Origin of the sequence: Gilliamella sp. HK2 (assembly GCF_001690265.1) — a bacterium.
Taxonomy (GTDB): Bacteria; Pseudomonadota; Gammaproteobacteria; order Enterobacterales; family Orbaceae; genus Gilliamella; species Gilliamella apicola_C.
The window spans coordinates 1-16,367 of record NZ_LZGV01000074.1; the positions used below are offsets into that span (position 1 = coordinate 1).

General features: G+C 36.3%; 16 protein-coding genes and 1 rRNA gene. 4 read left to right on the plus strand and 13 right to left on the minus strand.

Annotation, left to right across the window (positions count from 1 at the left end):
- A 16S ribosomal RNA gene (locus A9G45_RS06875) occupies positions 1-109 on the minus strand; the annotation flags it as partial.
- Between the two features lie 384 nt (positions 110-493).
- Positions 494-1,318, minus strand: a complete 825-nt coding sequence (murI, locus tag A9G45_RS06880; RefSeq protein WP_065567451.1) for a glutamate racemase — start codon at positions 1,316-1,318, stop codon at positions 494-496.
- Positions 1,319-1,534: 216 nt separating this feature from the next.
- Between murI and metK the strand changes: the two genes are divergently transcribed.
- From metK to A9G45_RS06900, 4 genes are read left to right on the plus strand one after another with little or no spacing between them, the layout of a single operon-like run.
- Positions 1,535-2,686: a methionine adenosyltransferase gene (metK, locus tag A9G45_RS06885; RefSeq protein WP_065567450.1), complete on the plus strand. Its 1,152-nt coding sequence runs from the start codon at positions 1,535-1,537 to the stop codon at positions 2,684-2,686.
- Positions 2,670-3,173, plus strand: coding sequence for a SprT family zinc-dependent metalloprotease (locus A9G45_RS06890; RefSeq protein ID WP_065567449.1), 504 nt, complete (start codon positions 2,670-2,672; stop codon positions 3,171-3,173). Before metK ends, A9G45_RS06890 begins: the two co-directional genes overlap by 17 nt.
- 14 nt (positions 3,174-3,187) lie before the next feature.
- Positions 3,188-3,802 carry a hypothetical protein gene (locus A9G45_RS06895; RefSeq protein WP_065567448.1) on the plus strand — a complete coding sequence of 205 codons (615 nt, stop codon included), beginning with the start codon at positions 3,188-3,190 and terminating at the stop codon, positions 3,800-3,802.
- A complete protein-coding gene (locus A9G45_RS06900; RefSeq protein ID WP_065567447.1) occupies positions 3,802-4,644 on the plus strand; it encodes a 23S rRNA (adenine(2030)-N(6))-methyltransferase RlmJ in 843 nt (280 codons plus the stop codon). The genes A9G45_RS06895 and A9G45_RS06900 overlap by 1 nt, the downstream gene beginning before the upstream one ends.
- Before the next feature lie 54 nt (positions 4,645-4,698).
- On the opposite strand, the gene A9G45_RS06905 is transcribed toward A9G45_RS06900, so the two are convergent.
- The 11 genes from A9G45_RS06905 to yceD form a co-directional block, all read right to left on the minus strand.
- On the minus strand, positions 4,699-5,067 hold the full coding sequence (locus A9G45_RS06905; RefSeq protein ID WP_065567446.1) for a diacylglycerol kinase: 369 nt from the start codon (positions 5,065-5,067) through the stop codon (positions 4,699-4,701).
- A gap of 21 nt (positions 5,068-5,088) precedes the next feature.
- The gene (gene accA / locus A9G45_RS06910) at positions 5,089-6,048 is read right to left on the minus strand and encodes an acetyl-CoA carboxylase carboxyl transferase subunit alpha (RefSeq protein ID WP_065567445.1); all 960 of its coding nucleotides are present in this window, start codon (positions 6,046-6,048) and stop codon (positions 5,089-5,091) included.
- A 237-nt stretch (positions 6,049-6,285) separates the two neighbouring features.
- Positions 6,286-9,765 carry a DNA polymerase III subunit alpha gene (gene dnaE, locus A9G45_RS06915; protein WP_065567444.1) on the minus strand — a complete coding sequence of 1,160 codons (3,480 nt, stop codon included), beginning with the start codon at positions 9,763-9,765 and terminating at the stop codon, positions 6,286-6,288.
- Between the two features lie 190 nt (positions 9,766-9,955).
- Complete coding sequence (gene fabF / locus A9G45_RS06920) at positions 9,956-11,200, minus strand: beta-ketoacyl-ACP synthase II (protein WP_065567443.1); 1,245 nt, start codon at positions 11,198-11,200, stop codon at positions 9,956-9,958.
- 159 nt (positions 11,201-11,359) lie between these two features.
- The gene (gene acpP / locus A9G45_RS06925; protein WP_034910452.1) at positions 11,360-11,593 is read right to left on the minus strand and encodes an acyl carrier protein; all 234 of its coding nucleotides are present in this window, start codon (positions 11,591-11,593) and stop codon (positions 11,360-11,362) included.
- Between the two features lie 150 nt (positions 11,594-11,743).
- A complete protein-coding gene (gene fabG, locus A9G45_RS06930; protein ID WP_065567442.1) occupies positions 11,744-12,478 on the minus strand; it encodes a 3-oxoacyl-ACP reductase FabG in 735 nt (244 codons plus the stop codon).
- Positions 12,479-12,506: 28 nt separating this feature from the next.
- Positions 12,507-13,442 (minus strand): ACP S-malonyltransferase, encoded by a 936-nt coding sequence (gene fabD / locus A9G45_RS06935; protein WP_065567441.1) that lies wholly within the window; start codon positions 13,440-13,442, stop codon positions 12,507-12,509.
- Between the two features lie 27 nt (positions 13,443-13,469).
- A complete protein-coding gene (locus tag A9G45_RS06940; RefSeq protein WP_065567440.1) occupies positions 13,470-14,423 on the minus strand; it encodes a beta-ketoacyl-ACP synthase III in 954 nt (317 codons plus the stop codon).
- Positions 14,424-14,427: 4 nt separating this feature from the next.
- Positions 14,428-15,474 carry a phosphate acyltransferase PlsX gene (gene plsX, locus A9G45_RS06945; RefSeq protein ID WP_065567439.1) on the minus strand — a complete coding sequence of 349 codons (1,047 nt, stop codon included), beginning with the start codon at positions 15,472-15,474 and terminating at the stop codon, positions 14,428-14,430.
- 37 nt (positions 15,475-15,511) lie between these two features.
- A complete protein-coding gene (rpmF, locus tag A9G45_RS06950) occupies positions 15,512-15,679 on the minus strand; it encodes a 50S ribosomal protein L32 (protein ID WP_025316508.1) in 168 nt (55 codons plus the stop codon).
- Positions 15,680-15,683: 4 nt separating this feature from the next.
- Entirely contained in the window at positions 15,684-16,193 is a 510-nt protein-coding gene (gene yceD / locus A9G45_RS06955) for a 23S rRNA accumulation protein YceD (protein WP_065567438.1), read from the minus strand.
- Positions 16,194-16,367 lie beyond the last annotated feature (174 nt).

Consider the following 16,367-nt stretch of genomic DNA (forward strand, 5'->3'; position numbering starts at 1 on the left):
CCCGTCCGCCACTCGTCATCAAGTGCAAGCACTCATGTTACCGTTCGACTTGCATGTGTTAAGCCTGCCGCCAGCGTTCAATCTGAGCCATGATCAAACTCTTCAATTTAAAGTTTGATGCTCAATAACTGTCTCTGACATATTCAAATGAATCTTCAGTGTCACTTATCAAGACTTAATTTTTTAGTCCGTAGACTTTAATCTTTTGTCTCGCAAGTGCCCACACAGATTGTCTGTTTCTTATTTTTAAAGAGCTAACAGCTTTTTTTAAATCAATCAACCTTCCGTTAATTTACTTCGCTGTCTCAAGGGTTGCGTATACTACGCTAACCTTTTTTATTCGTCAAGATCTTTTTTCAAAATTTTTGATCTTGCTTTTTTCACTAACTTGCCTCAGCTTTTCGCTGACGCCGTGTCAGTGGATGCGCATTATAGGGACTTCATTTTTTTTGGCAAGTAAAAATATCCAATTACGTATTTGAATGAACACTCTTTAAACACCATGAACATTAATGCATTGATAATTATTGAGATTATATTTAGCTAATTTCAAAGCTAATTTTTCAACATATTGATTATGTGCTGTGCTGATAATAATATTTTCTTTTAATGGCGCTTGAATTTTATTAAGGTGAAATTTTTCATTTAGCAGATTATAAGCTCGATTCGCAATTGCACTACCTGAATCAATAAAGGTCGCATTAGGGAAAATGATCTTTAATTCATCTTTAATAAATGGGTAATGAGTACAACCCAATACGATTGTATCTGGGATGATTGGTAAATAGATCCATGGCTGTAATAAATCTTTAAGTTGTTGCATATTTACGGCAATACCTTGCAGCTTATTTTCAGCAATAAGAGCTAATTCAGATAAACCAAGTAGCTCAACGTTGCAATTAGGCGCAAATTGTTGAATTAAATTGGCAGTATAGGATCTTTTGATTGTCGCTTTTGTCGCTAATAGTCCTATGCATTTATTTTTAGTTATTTGACTAGCTGGCTTAATTGCTGGTACAACACCAACAATAGGAAAAGAAAATTTAGAACGCAAACTCGGCAAACAAATAGTACTAGCCGTATTGCATGCAATAATCGCTAAATCAATTGAGTAAAATTTAGTAATAGCTTCTATAACCGAATTGACTCTATTAATTAAAAATGTCGGTGATTTATCTCCATAAGGAAATTCTTCATTATCAAATGCATAAATATAACGCGCATTCGGCAATTTATTATAGATCTCATTATAAATAGATAATCCGCCAATACCTGAATCAAACACTAGCACTGAAGGTGCCCGACTTACAATATTCATTTTAGCTCTAGGTCATTAGATAATTCAAAAACCGCAATATCGTAAATTGATTAAAAATTAATGCAAGCCATTTTATTTAAACAAGCATTACATTTTATCTATGACAATTATTTGGCTAGACGTCTAGATGGTAAAACTGCTAAAATAGTTATTTAGATTAAAGCCGAATATTATATTTTAAGCAATATACAAAAATAATGCTAAGGGGGGTATTCCATGTCAGAATTTTTATTTACTTCAGAATCCGTTTCAGAAGGTCACCCAGATAAAATTGCCGATCAAATATCTGATGCAGTGCTTGATGCTATATTAAAACAAGATCCAAAAGCACGAGTCGCATGTGAAACCTATGTAAAAACAGGCATGGCTTTAGTCGGTGGAGAAATTACTACTTCAGCTTGGGTTGATATAGAAGAGTTAACTCGGAAAACCATTAATGATATTGGTTACACTAGCTCAGAGATGGGATTTGATGCTAATTCATGTGCTGTTCTTAATGCAATTGGCAAACAATCTCCAGATATTAATCAAGGAGTAGATAAGCAAAATCCACTTGAGCAAGGCGCTGGTGACCAAGGTATTATGTTTGGTTATGCAACAAACGAAATGCCAAACTTAATGCCTGCGGCAATTACTTATGCACATGAGCTTATGCGCAGACAATCAGAAGTTAGAAAAAATGGCACGCTTCCTTGGTTGAGACCGGATGCCAAAAGCCAAGTCACGTTAATTTATGAAGATGGAAAAATCAAAGGTGTTGATACAATTGTTTTATCGACACAACACTCCACAGATATTGAGCAAAAAGCATTACATGAAGCTGTTATGGAAGAAATCATTAAACCAACATTACCAGCTCAATGGTTAACAGCAAGAACAAAATACTTTATTAATCCAACGGGACGCTTTGTTATTGGTGGACCAATGGGAGACTGTGGACTAACTGGCCGCAAAATCATAGTGGACACATATGGAGGTGCTGCGCACCATGGCGGTGGCGCATTTTCAGGAAAGGATCCGTCAAAAGTTGACCGCTCAGCGGCTTATGCTGCCCGCTATGTTGCCAAAAATATTGTTGCTGCTGGGCTTGCTGACCGATGTGAATTACAAATATCTTACGCAATTGGTATTGCAAATCCTACATCAATTTATGTCAATACTTTTGGTACCGAAAAAATCAATCACGATAAAATTGTTTCATTGATTAAAGAATTTTTTGACTTAAGACCTTATGGATTAATTCAAATGCTTGATCTTATTCAACCAATTTATCAACAAACGGCAAGTTATGGTCATTTTGGCCGAGATATTTTTCCTTGGGAAAAAACTGACAAGGCAGCACTACTTCGCGATGCAGCAGGATTATAAGCGCATACCAATTTATTTACATAATCAAATAATGGCTTGTTTAAGAACTCACTTAATGCAAGCCAATCAATTTTTACATACCGAATATAAAGAACCTAACATCATCTACAAACCCAAAGGTAGCATTGCAGGTAGTGCGCTTTTAATGCGTTGGGAAATTCAACTTAATTCAGTTATGTTACTAGAAAATGGCACCCAATTTATTGAAGAAGTCGTGCCCCATGAGCTTGCTCATCTCATTGTTTTTAAAGAATTTGGCAGAGTCAAACCACATGGTAAAGAATGGCAATATGTTATGTCAAAAATTTTCGACAAGACACCTTCAACAACTCATCATTTTCAGGTAAAGCGCAACACTCATTTATACTACTGCCAGTGCCAACAACATCACTTAACATCAATAAGGCACAATAAAATCCAAAAGAATAACACTAGTTATTTATGCCGCAAATGCGGTACTATACTCAAACTCAAAAACGTCACTTAATATTAAGATATTGTATGTGTAAATTAGATTTCCATTTTTATAAAAGCTCTTTGTTGATTCTTACTCTTGGTATTATTCTTTACATTACAGGCAATTTCTTTATACCTTTATACAATGGGCTTACCGTCACTCTTATTGAACATGTTCAATCACTTTTTTTATTATTCATGTGTGGCTACACTTATTATTATGCTCAGCGAGTAGCTGAACATTCACAACTATATAAATTTTGGATTTGGACAATATTTTGGTGGTTTATGCTTTTTGGGCGGGGAATTAGCTGGGGAAGAGATTTCTTTCCCGATGTGCCACGTTTTTATTATAAAATTATTGCTAGCACTTTAATCGCTATCCCAATACTAAGTATGTTTTTACCAACTATTCGCCAAGAAATTGCACGTCGCTACAAATTTGAACAAATTCCAGTTTGGCATATATTTTTAGCTTTTCTATTCTTAGGAATAGCTGATATTGCTGAGCATCATCGTATGGGGCATGAATTCTTAGTTATAGCAAAAGAACGAAAAGATTTAATCGAAGAGTTAATGGAGTGCCCCTGCCTTCTTTGTTTAGCTTTAACGACATTTTATATGCAAAAAAATGAACAAAAAAAGAAGGAGAATTTATAATGTTAAGCTATCGCCATAGTTATCACGCAGGCAATCACGCTGATGTGCTAAAGCATGTAGTTTTAACACTATGTATTGAGTCATTAAAAGAAAAAGAAAAATCTTTTTTATATCTAGATACACACTCTGGCGCAGGAAGGTACTTATTACGAGGCGAACATGCCGAAAAAACAGGCGAATATTTATCAGGAATTAATTTGATATGGCAACAAGCTAATATTCCGGAATTGCTTAATAGCTATATATCAGTATTAAAGCGCTATAATCCTTTTGATGAATTAAAATATTATCCTGGCTCGCCTTTAATTGCTAAACAATTACTACGCGAGCAAGACAAACTTAATCTTACCGAATTACATCCAACAGACTACCCCTTATTGAGACAAGAATTTAATAAAGATAAACGAACAAAAGTATTACGTGAAGATGGTTTTGCACAATTAAAATCAAAGTTACCACCAAGTTCACGGCGAGGGATTATCCTAATCGATCCTTCCTATGAAATAAAAGATGACTATCAAAAAATTCCTGCTGCACTATTTGAAGCTTATAAACGTTTTGCTACAGGTGTCTATCTAATTTGGTATCCGGTGGTATCTCGTACCCAAACGCAAAAAATGATTGATAATATTGTTAATTTAGGTATTAAACGTATTTCTCAGTTTGAGCTTGCCATCAAACCTGATAATAATCAAAAAGGCATGACTGCATCAGGAATGATAGTGATTAACCCGCCATGGAAATTACATGAACAAATGCTTACAATCATGCCGTGGTTGAAAACCACCTTAAACATTCACAAAACGGGAAGTTTCATCATTAAAGAGTTAGTTACGGAATAACTTTTTGTTATTGGTTATCAAACACATTCAGAAAACCTATGCTTAAGTAAAAAATCATGAAAAAAAATGGCAAGAAAATAGATAAACCCACAAAATAACCGCCAATAATAACGATAAAAAGACTGCGGCTGAGCCATAGTCTTTTGCTCGACCAGATAAATCATGTCTTTCAGTGCTAATGCGATCAACAACACACTCAATCGCACTATTAATTAACTCTGTAATCATCACAACACCAATTGACCCCAATAACAAAATTCGTTCATAAATAGAAAAATCGACCAGCATTACGATAATATAAGCCACAACCAATAAAATGAACTCTTGGCGAAACGCTGTTTCATATTTGATCGCCGATTTTAAGCCTTTTAAAGAGTATTTTGTTGCATTAAAAATGCGCAGTAGTCCTGCCGTTTTTTTCATTATAGCATTCCAAGTTTAAAATTACCTTACATAACCATAGTTCATCAAACGTTGGAATCGCCTTTCTAGTAGTGTAGATAAATCCATATTTTCAAGCTCATCAAGATCACTAAGCAGCTGTTTTTTAAGTGAAACAGATACAGTAGCATAATCTCGGTGAGCGCCACCTAAAGGCTCTGGCACGATTGAATCAATTAAATTTAATTTTAATAAATTATCTGCCGTCATATTCATGGCTTCAGCAGCAATTGGTGCTTTATCTGCACTTTTCCATAAAATAGAAGCACAACCTTCTGGTGAGATAACAGAATAAGTACTATATTGAAGCATATTAACCTTATCTGCCACACCAATCGCTAGCGCTCCACCAGAGCCACCTTCCCCAATGACGGTGCAAATAGTAGGAACTTTAAGGCGTGACATTTCTCTTAAATTACGCGCAATAGCTTCTGCTTGACCTCGCTCTTCGGCACCAATCCCAGGATAAGCCCCAGGAGTGTCAATAAAAGTAATAATGGGCAATTTAAAACGTTCAGCTAGTTGCATTAACCGTAAAGCTTTACGATAACCTTCTGGGGCCGGCATACCAAAATTCCGATAAATCTTCTGTTTTGTTTCACGGCCTTTTTGATGCCCAATAACTACCACCGAGCGCCCATCAATACGTGCGATCCCACCAACAATTGCTTTATCATCAGCATAGGCTCTGTCACCTGCCAATTCATCAAAATCGGTAAAGACTTCTTTTATATAATCTAATGTATAAGGACGATTTGGATGTCTAGCTAGTTGCGCAATTTCCCAAGGCGTTAAATTAGCAAATATTTTTTTTGTTAACTCACGGCTTTTTTTATGTAATTGCTTAATTTCTTTATCTAAATTAATATCTAATTCTACTTGTTGCGAATCTATATTCTTCAAGGAATTAATTTTTGCTTCTAATTCCGCTATCGGCTTTTCAAATTCCAAAAAATTATTCATAACGCTTGTAATTGCCTCTTAATTTATTCGGTATTTTAAAAAAATACACTACTTAATACAATATACTGACTAACTCTTAAGATAAAATTAAATCAATTCTACTATGTAACACTCATTGAAGCCACCTACATTTGTATTATTAGGCTTCAACTATTATGTCTCTCACATTGACTGAAATATAACTTTATTTATTCAATAAATTTATAATGCTTACTATTATTAATAAGTTTATCTGATTTATTCAAACTCAAATTCTATACGCTCAACACCAAGTAGAGTCTTTAGTTCAACAACCAAAGCATCTTCCGGGATAATTCTCCATTTAGTGCCAAATTGGATCCTCACAACAGAATCGTCTCGATGATAATATAAGTTAACAGGTACACTTCCATGCCGATAAGGTTCTAACAACTGTTGCAAACGTTGTAATATTGCTTGATTTGTTTCGTTTTCCGTTAACGTAATGGACAATCCTTTTACATATTTAGTTCGAGCATCTTTTAAATCGACAATATCGCGCACCGACATTTTAAAGCCACCATTAAAATCGTCATGGCTAACTTGCCCCGTCACAATTAAAATTTTATCTTTTACAAGTAAATGCCCAAAATTTTCTAAAGACTCCGCAAAAAGCATACCATCAATTCGACCAGAACGATCATCTAAAGTAAATAAACCAATCTTGTTCCCTCTTTTGGTAATTCTAACCCTAGCATCTACTACAATACCTGCAAAAGTGACCACTTTTCCCCATCCTGTCGGCGATGCTTCACTAATTCGTAGCCCACCTGTATAACGATTTAATTCTTTTAAATATTGCGTTACAGGATGCCCTGTTAAATAAAGCCCTAAAGCCTCACGTTCTCCATCAAGCAAAACTTGATCAGGCAATTCTGGAACCGCAGCATAAGCATGTTCAACTTGTTCGGGCTCTTCTGCCAACACACCAAACATATCTTCTTGACCAATATGTTGCGCTTTAGCATATTGATCTGCTGCCTGCATTGCATCATTGATACTATGTAAAATAGCTGCTCGATGGGGTCCTAATTTATCAAAAGCCCCTGCCATAGTGAGTTTTTCAAGCACACGGCGGTTAACCTTCTTCATATCTGTTCTGGCACAAAGCTCAAAAATATTTTTGAAGTACCCACCACTATTACGTGCTTCAACAATTGCCTCTATAGGTCCTTCTCCAACACCTTTTATCGCACCTATTCCATAAACAATTTCTCCTTTATCATTTACATGAAAATGATAAAGCCCACTGTTAATATCAGGAGGGTTGACTTTTAATCCCATTCGTAAGCACTCGTCAACCAAACCGACAATTTTATCAGTATTATCCATATCAGCAGTCATAACCGCAGCCATAAATTCGGCAGGATAGTGAGTTTTTAGCCATAACGTTTGATAAGAAACAAGTGCATATGCCGCCGAGTGAGATTTATTAAAACCATACCCAGCAAACTTCTCAACCAGATCAAATATTCTCATTGACAATTCGCCATCAATGCCCTGTTTTTCTGCCCCTTCTTTAAAAACAGAACGTTGCTTTGCCATCTCCTCGGGCTTTTTCTTACCCATAGCTCGACGTAGTAAATCAGCACCGCCTAGTGTATAACCTGATAAGGTCTGTGCGATTTGCATAACTTGTTCTTGATATAAAATAATACCGTATGTTGGCTCTAAAATAGGTTTTAATGATTCATGTTGATATTTAATATCGGGATAAGAAACCTCTTCTCGACCATGTTTGCGGTCAATGAAGTTATCTACCATACCTGATTGTAATGGACCAGGGCGAAATAGTGCAACTAAAGCAATCATATCCTCAAAACAGTCCGGTTTTAACCGTCTGATTAAGTCTTTCATCCCTCTAGATTCTAACTGGAATACAGCTGTGGTTTCAGCTTTTAACAATAATTCAAACGATTTTTCATCATCTAAAGGAATTCTAGTGATATCGACTCTTTCTTTTCCAGTTCGAAGCTGGCGATCATTAATCATTTTGATGGCCCAATCAATAATGGTTAATGTTCTTAGCCCTAAAAAGTCAAACTTGACAAGCCCTGCATATTCAACATCGTTTTTATCAAACTGAGTAACTGGGTGATGACCTTCTGGATCACAATAAATTGGTGAAAAATCAGTAATCTTAGTTGGGGAAATAACTACTCCCCCAGCATGCTTACCTGCATTTCGAGTTACGCCTTCTAATTGGCGTGCAATATCGATTAATGATTTAACTTCTTCATTATTATCATATAAATCTTGAAGCTGAGACTCAATTTCAAAAGCTTTAGCGAGAGTCATGCCTGGATCTAAAGGTATTAATTTAGAAATACGATCAACAAATCCATAAGGATGTCCAAGCACTCGACCAACATCCCGTATTACCGCTTTAGCTGCCATAGTACCAAAGGTTATAATTTGGGAAACAGCATCTCGCCCATACATATCAGCAACATGATCAATAACCAGATCGCGTTTTTCCATACAAAAATCAACATCAAAATCGGGCATTGAAACACGTTCTGGATTTAGAAAACGTTCAAAAAGCAAATCAAACGCAAGTGGATCTAAATCGGTAATTTTTAAAGCATACGCAACGAGAGAACCTGCACCAGAGCCTCGCCCTGGTCCTACAGGAATATCATTATCTTTTGACCATTGAATGAATTCCATAACAATTAGAAAGTAGCCAGGAAAACCCATTTGATTAATAACAGTTAATTCCGTTTCTAAACGTTCATCATACTCAGATCTTCTTTGTTTTCTGATTTCAGGATCAGGAAATAAAAACGTTAATCTTTCTTCTAATCCTTCACGCGATTTATGCACTAAAAAGTCTTCAGTTGACATATCGCCAGTTGGAAATTTAGGTAAAAAATACTCTCCCAACCGGATAGAAACATTACAACGCTTTGCTATTTCAACACTATTTTCAAGGGCTTCAGGAATATCAGAAAATAGCTCACACATTTCCTGTTCTGAGCGTAGATATTGTTCTGCCGAGTAATTTTTAGGCCTAGAAGGATCATCTAATGTATTGCCATCATGAATAGCAACACGAATCTCATGCGCTTCAAAATCAGAAGCTTTTAAAAATCGAACATCATTAGTTGCAACGACTGGTAACAAATATTGTTCGGCCAAACTTACAGCACGATGAATAAATAGTTCTTCATTGTTGCGTTTAGTTCGTACTAATTCAAAATAAAAATGGTCATGAAAATTTGCAAGATAAAAATTAATCGCATTATCAATGATAATTTGATTATTGCGAACAATGCCAATACCAATATCGCTTTCACGCCCAGCTAATACAATTAACCCAGCTCGATGCTCAATCAACCACTCATTATCAACAACGGGAAAATCACCAATATACCCTCGTTGATAAGCTTTAGAAATTAATAAAGTAAGATTTTGATACCCTTGATTATTAGCCGCTAACAGAGTTAAACGATAAATATCATCAGGCATTTGGGGGCTTCTAATAGCAAGATCGGCACCAATGATCGGTTTAATACCTTTAGACATTGCTGAGCCATAAAACTTAACTAGTCCACAAAGATTAGTAAAATCAGTGATCGCAAAAGCGGGCATCTGTAACTTGCTCACTTCATTTACTAATGTGCCAACTTTGGCAATCCCATCAATCATTGAGAAATCACTATGCAAATGAAGGTGAATAAATTTAGGTTGCGCCATAATTACCAAAATTAAGCTATAAAATTAGTTTGCAATTATAACACAAGCAGGGAAAATATTCTTATTCTCTTTAATTACGAGTTCTAATTGAAAATAAAAGAGGGAAGCCATTTTTATTATAAGTTTTATCAGTGAAAATTTATATTAAAAATATCCCACCAATAATAACCTATTGGTGGATAATAAGATATTAGATTTTCTTAAACAGCACTGAACCATTAGTTCCACCGAAACCAAAAGAATTACAAAGTGCGTATTCTAAGTTTTTAACTTGACGAGCAGTATGTGGAACATAATCAAGATCGCAACCATCATCAGGATTATCTAAATTAATTGTTGGTGGCACGGCTTGATCACTCAATGCAAGTACAGTAAAAATTGACTCAACTGCACCCGCAGCACCCAATAAATGCCCTATCATTGATTTAGTTGAACTAACCATAACTTTGTTGGCATTTGCTTTAAATATGCTTTTTACAGCTTGAGTTTCAGCTTTATCACCAGCTGGTGTCGAAGTGCCATGAGCATTGATATAACCAACTTGCTCAGGGTTAATACCTGCATCACGAAGTGCACATTTCATTGCTAAAGCTGCACCACTGCCATCCACAGGAGGAGAAGTCATATGATAAGCATCACCACTCATACCAAAACCAACAACTTCAGCATAAATTTTAGCGCCGCGTTTTTTGGCATGCTCATATTCTTCTAAGAACATAATTCCTGCACCATCTCCTAGCACAAAGCCATCACGATCTTTATCCCAAGGGCGACTTGCTGCTTTAGGATTATCATTGTTAGTTGATAAGGCACGAGCAGCCCCAAAACCACCAATACCAAGTGGTGTACTAGCTTTCTCTCCACCACCAGCTAACATAGCATCTGCATCACCATAGGCAATCATACGTGCTGCATGACCAATATTATGCACACCAGAAGAACATGCTGTGGCAATAGTAATACTAGGTCCTTTTAATCCATAAATAATGGATAAGTGACCAGCAATCATATTAACAATTGTTGACGGAACAAAAAATGGGCTAATTTTACGTGGCCCACCATTGACTAATGCGCTGTGGTTTTCTTCAATTAACCCAAGTCCACCAATACCTGAGCCTATCGCGCAACCAATTCGTTCAGCGTTTTCTTCCGTGATCTCAATGCCCGCATCTTGCATTGCTTGCATACCCGCAGCAATACCGTATTGAATAAAAAAATCCATTTTACGAGCATCTTTGCGTGAAATATTATAATCTTCGCCATTAAAGTTTTTAACCATCGCTGCGAAGCGTGTTGCGAAAGGGGCTGTATCAAAGTGTTCTATGAGTTCAACGCCACTTTGCCCAGCGAGTAAAGCTTGCCAAGTGGATTCAACTGTATTACCTACAGGAGATATCATGCCCATTCCAGTAACAACAACTCTGCGTTTAGACACATTGTCCTCCAGGAAAGGATTGAAATGAAATTTGAATCATTGAAAATTTTATTTTGAGTTTTCTGCCAATCTATACCGCTTTTCTTTCATTTAGAATTAAATAGGTAGATGCAAACTAGGCGATCATATGACCGCCTATTATGAAAACTCTGCTAAACCTTATTGATTCGCAGTAATATAATCAATTGCTGATTGAACAGTTGTGATTTTTTCAGCTTCTTCATCAGGAATTTCAGTATCAAATTCTTCTTCTAAAGCCATAACTAATTCAACTGTATCAAGAGAGTCAGCGCCAAGATCTTCGATGAAAGAAGATTCATTTTTAACTTCTTCCTCTTTTACACCAAGTTGCTCAACAATAATTTTCTTAACTCGCTCTTCAATAGTGCTCATACTCTTTTTTTTCCTATAAATATCGCCGAAAGTGGCGGTGAATGTAAGTTTATAAAATGTTGAAAAAGATGCCAATCATTTTTCAACCCAATTGCTTATTTTTTATACAAAACCTCAATATATTGATTCATTTTACACTATTCTAGGCAATTACACCATATACATGCCACCATTGACATGTAAAGTTTCACCAGTAATGTAAGATGCTTCATCGGAGACCAAAAATGCTACAGCGTTTGCAATTTCAGTTGGCTCACCTAAACGCCCTGCAGGTACTTGTGCTAATGTTAAAGCTTTTTGCTCATCAGTTAATGCTTCTGTCATGTCTGTTGCAATAAAACCAGGTGCAACTACATTAACAGTTATACCGCGCGATGCAACTTCACGCGCTAATGATTTACTAAAACCAATTAAACCAGCTTTTGCTGCAGCATAGTTAGCTTGACCAGCATTACCCATTGTACCCACTACTGAGCCAATAGTGACAATTCTGCCATAACGCTTTTTCATCATTGTGCGCAATAATGCTTTAGATAAACGAAAAACAGACGTTAAATTTGTATCTAAGATATCTTGCCATTCATCTTCTTTCATTCGCATTAATAAATTATCACGAGTAATACCAGCGTTATTAACTAGAATATCAATATCACCAAATTCAGTTTTAATTGCCGCAATAACAGATTCAATTGATGTCTCATCGGTCACATTTAAAACAAAGCCTTTCCCATGTGAACCTAAATATTGGCTAATGGCATCAGCACCTTTTTCTGTTGTCGCTGTACCAATAACGGTTGCGCCACAAGCAACTAGTTTTTCTGCAATCGCTTTACCGATTCCACGGCTTGCACCAGTTACTAACGCAATTTTTCCTGATAAGTTCATAACAACCCCTTTTTTTATTTTTTATCTTTTATCTAGTATTTTCTAATGCAGCATCTAATGAAGCTTTATCATTAACAGCACAACCAGACAAGGTATCAACAATACGTTTAGTTAGTCCTGTTAACACTTTACTAGGACCAACTTCAACTAAAAGCGTTACACCTTGTTTCGCCATTTCTTCAACAGTTTCAGTCCAACGAACAGGGCTGTAAAGCTGAGCAATTAGTGCAGCTTTGATTTTTTCAGCTGATGTTTCAATTTTAACATTAGTATTATTGATAACTGCAAAATTTGGCGCACTAAATTCTATATCGTTTAATGTATTGGCTAATTTATCTGCTGCAGGTTTCATTAACGCACAATGAGATGGCACGCTAACAGCAAGTGGTAGAGCTCGCTTTGCACCAGCTTCTTTACACAATGCAGCAGCCCGTTCAACGGCTTCTTTATGCCCAGCGATAACAACTTGACCTGGGGAGTTAAAATTTACTGGAGCAACAACTTGACCTTGAGCTGCTTGTTCACATGCTTTATTAATTGAATCATTATCTAATCCAATAATGGCATACATTGCACCTGTGCCACTTGGCACAGCGTCTTGCATTAATTTACCTCGTAATTCAACTAATTTTATTGCATCTTTGAAGTCAATAACACCAGCACAGACTAATGCTGAATATTCTCCTAAACTATGACCAGCCATAAAAGCAGGTTGAGGACCACTGACACTTTGCCATACTCTAAATATTGCAACAGAAGCAGCAAGTAGCGCTGGTTGTGTTTGCCATGTTTTATTTAATTCTTCTACAGGGCCTTTTTGTACCAGCTCCCATAAATCATAACCGAGTACTTCAGAAGCTTCATCAAAAGTTGATTTCACAATTGAATAATTATCAGCAAGTTCTTTTAACATGCCGACAGCTTGTGAACCTTGTCCTGGAAATACCATTGCAAATTTGGTCATTATTAAATCCTTGATTATAAAAACAAACTAAAATCTAACTAGTGCTGATCCCCAAACAAATCCACCACCAAACGCTTCTAGCAAAACTAAGTGGCCTCGTTGAATTCGTCCATCTCGCACACCAGCATCTAAAGCGCAAGGCACAGAGGCAGCTGAGGTGTTACCCTGCTTATCTAATGTAACAATAACTTTACTCATGTCCAGATCTAGTCGTTTAGCAGTCGCAGAAATAATTCTCAAATTTGCTTGATGTGGCACAAGCCAATCCAAATCGGCTTTGTTAAACGCATTCTCAACCAAAAGTTCATCAACCAAATTTGAAAGCTCTTTAACTGCAACTTTAAATACTTCATTACCATGCATAGTCATATAGACTGGATCGTCCATATTACGACGATCAACATATGGGTACTTTAATAAATTGCCATAACGACCATCAGCATGGAGGTGTGAAGCGATAATACCAGGCTCTTCTGATGCGCCCACAACAACTGCCCCTGCACCATCACCAAAAATAATAATGGTTCCTCGGTCATTTGGATCCACGCCACGTGTTAACATATCTGAACCAACGACTAAAGCGTATTTAATAGCGCCGCTTTTAATATATTTATCTGCAATATCAAGTGCATAAATAAATCCAGAACAAGCTGCAGATACATCAAACGCAACAACATCACCAATGTCTAATTTGGCCTGTAATTCTGTTGCAGAACTTGGAAATGCATTGACCGAGGTTGCCGTTGCAACAATAATCATACCAATTTCTTCTTTATCAATATTGGCCATTTCAATTGCATTCATTGCGGCTTCATAAGCCATGCTCGTTACCGTTTCATTTGGTTCTGCAATACGTCTTTCTTTAATACCAGTACGCGTTGTGATCCATTCATCACTAGTATCGACCATTTTTTCAAGATCTGCATTAGTTCTTATCTGTTTTGGAAGATAACTCCCAGTTCCTAATATCTTTGTATACATCTAATTATTCGCTCTTGGGTAGTGCGGAAGAAAGACTCATTGCAATCTTCTCTGGTATATTTGTTTGTATAGCCAAAATAGCTTGTTCTATTGCTGCATAAAATGTTTTTTGATTGGCACTACCGTGACTTTTAATCACAATACTTCGAAGTCCAAGCAAGCAAGCTCCATTATATCTTCCAGGATCTAAATAACCAAAATTTTTCGCGATCTTTCTTTGTAGCCATTTACTTAATAATTTCATTAATAATGAATGATGAGATAGGGATAATTTAAACGAAGACATAAAAATTTTTATTAAACCTTCGACTGTTTTTAACGTTACATTACCCACAAAACCATCACAAACAAGTACATCTGTTTTACCTGTTAAAAGTTCGTTACCTTCTAAATAGCCAATATAATTCATTTGGTTATTTGATTTTAAAATAGAAGACGCTAAACGAATCTTATCCAAACCTTTACTATCTTCTTCACCAATATTAAGTAACGCGACACGGGGATGGTCAATCTTAAGTACTGTTTTAGCTAAAATTTCGCCCATTATCGCAAACTGCACTAACATATTGCTATCGCACTCTGCATTAGCGCCTAAATCCAATACTACGGTATTTTGATTATTTAATGCAGGAACTGTGGCAACAAGTGCTGGGCGATCTATACCAGTTAATGAACGTAATAATAGTTTTGACAAGCCCATTAACGCGCCAGTATTACCCGCACTTACACATGCTTGAGCTTTATTCTCTTTAACTAGTTCAAGCGCCATTCTCATAGAGGATCCTTGACTATGACGAATTGCATAAGAAGGCCTCATATCATTGGCAATAACTGTAGTCGACTCCGTTAATATTAACCGACCTTCTTGTTGATATTGAGTAATTAATTTTGCTTTTTCTTTAGGTAAAAAAAGATTGATTTCTGTTGGGCATCCCACCAGAAAGATAGATAGATTTGGATAACAATTCAGTGCGTGTATTGCAGCAGGAACAACAACACGAGGACCGAAGTCCCCGCTCATAGCATCTAACGCAATGGTTAGATTATCCAAAATGTCACCTGAGAATTTCTAAATAATTACTTAGTAATTATTTAGAAATCACTTTACGACCACGATAATAACCATCAGCGGTTACGTGATGACGTAAATGTGTTTTACCTGATTCATCAACTGAGATATTAGCAACAGTTAATGCATCATGAGAACGACGCATACCACGTTTTGCACGAGTTTTACGATTCTGTTGAACAGCCATGGATTTACCCCTTATTCTTTAAACTAACTAAAATTGCAAATGGATTTGTTTTTTCATTCTCAGTTGGAATTTCACCAAATACCATATCTGCCTCTGACACTTCGCAGTGTTTACTATCATGTACCGGCGCAATCGGTAGCGAGAGAATAATTTCGTCCTCAAGTAACGTTAATATATCTACTTCGCCAAACTCGTTCATCAGAACGGGCTCATAATGTTCCGGTAGTGCCTCTGCTTGAGCATCGCTCTTAACAGGACTAAATTTATTCATCACATGAACTTCAGTGACAAAAGGTTCAAAACAACGTTGACAAGTTTGTTCTAACGTCATTTTTGCATCAATAGCGATAACACAAAGCTTTTGTTCATCATAATGGAAAGATAAACTACAGGCGATATCACTTTTTGGATTTTCAACCCTCTTTATCGCTTGAAGTGGATAATATCCAGTATAATCAAGTCGTTTTTGTGCTGCTTTAATCGGGTCAATAGTTAATGGTAATCTATTTTGCATAAGATATGCATACTACCTTAAAAATTTATTTAGCGTAGCTAAAAACTACACAATGCCATAAGGCGCGCATATTACCTTTAAATCATGGTTTCGTCAATGGGCATAAGCAAGATAATTTGTTTTAGCTATTGATTATTACCTTAATATTTATTCTGAATATTTTTTTATTTTTAG

Excerpts from the sequence above, each read along its gene's own strand:
- murI (WP_065567451.1), bottom strand. The coding sequence starts at position 1,318 with ATGAATATTGTAAGTCGGGCACCTTCAGTGCTAGTGTTTGATTCAGGT.
- metK (WP_065567450.1), top strand. The coding sequence starts at position 1,535 with ATGTCAGAATTTTTATTTACTTCAGAATCCGTTTCAGAAGGTCACCCA.
- A9G45_RS06890 (WP_065567449.1), top strand. The coding sequence starts at position 2,670 with ATGCAGCAGGATTATAAGCGCATACCAATTTATTTACATAATCAAATA.
- A9G45_RS06895 (WP_065567448.1), top strand. The coding sequence starts at position 3,188 with ATGTGTAAATTAGATTTCCATTTTTATAAAAGCTCTTTGTTGATTCTT.
- A9G45_RS06900 (WP_065567447.1), top strand. The coding sequence starts at position 3,802 with ATGTTAAGCTATCGCCATAGTTATCACGCAGGCAATCACGCTGATGTG.
- A9G45_RS06905 (WP_065567446.1), bottom strand. The coding sequence starts at position 5,067 with ATGAAAAAAACGGCAGGACTACTGCGCATTTTTAATGCAACAAAATAC.
- accA (WP_065567445.1), bottom strand. The coding sequence starts at position 6,048 with ATGAATAATTTTTTGGAATTTGAAAAGCCGATAGCGGAATTAGAAGCA.
- dnaE (WP_065567444.1), bottom strand. The coding sequence starts at position 9,765 with ATGGCGCAACCTAAATTTATTCACCTTCATTTGCATAGTGATTTCTCA.
- acpP (WP_034910452.1), bottom strand. The coding sequence starts at position 11,593 with ATGAGCACTATTGAAGAGCGAGTTAAGAAAATTATTGTTGAGCAACTT.
- fabG (WP_065567442.1), bottom strand. The coding sequence starts at position 12,478 with ATGAACTTATCAGGAAAAATTGCGTTAGTAACTGGTGCAAGCCGTGGA.
- fabD (WP_065567441.1), bottom strand. The coding sequence starts at position 13,442 with ATGACCAAATTTGCAATGGTATTTCCAGGACAAGGTTCACAAGCTGTC.
- A9G45_RS06940 (WP_065567440.1), bottom strand. The coding sequence starts at position 14,423 with ATGTATACAAAGATATTAGGAACTGGGAGTTATCTTCCAAAACAGATA.
- rpmF (WP_025316508.1), bottom strand. The coding sequence starts at position 15,679 with ATGGCTGTTCAACAGAATCGTAAAACTCGTGCAAAACGTGGTATGCGT.
- yceD (WP_065567438.1), bottom strand. The coding sequence starts at position 16,193 with ATGCAAAATAGATTACCATTAACTATTGACCCGATTAAAGCAGCACAA.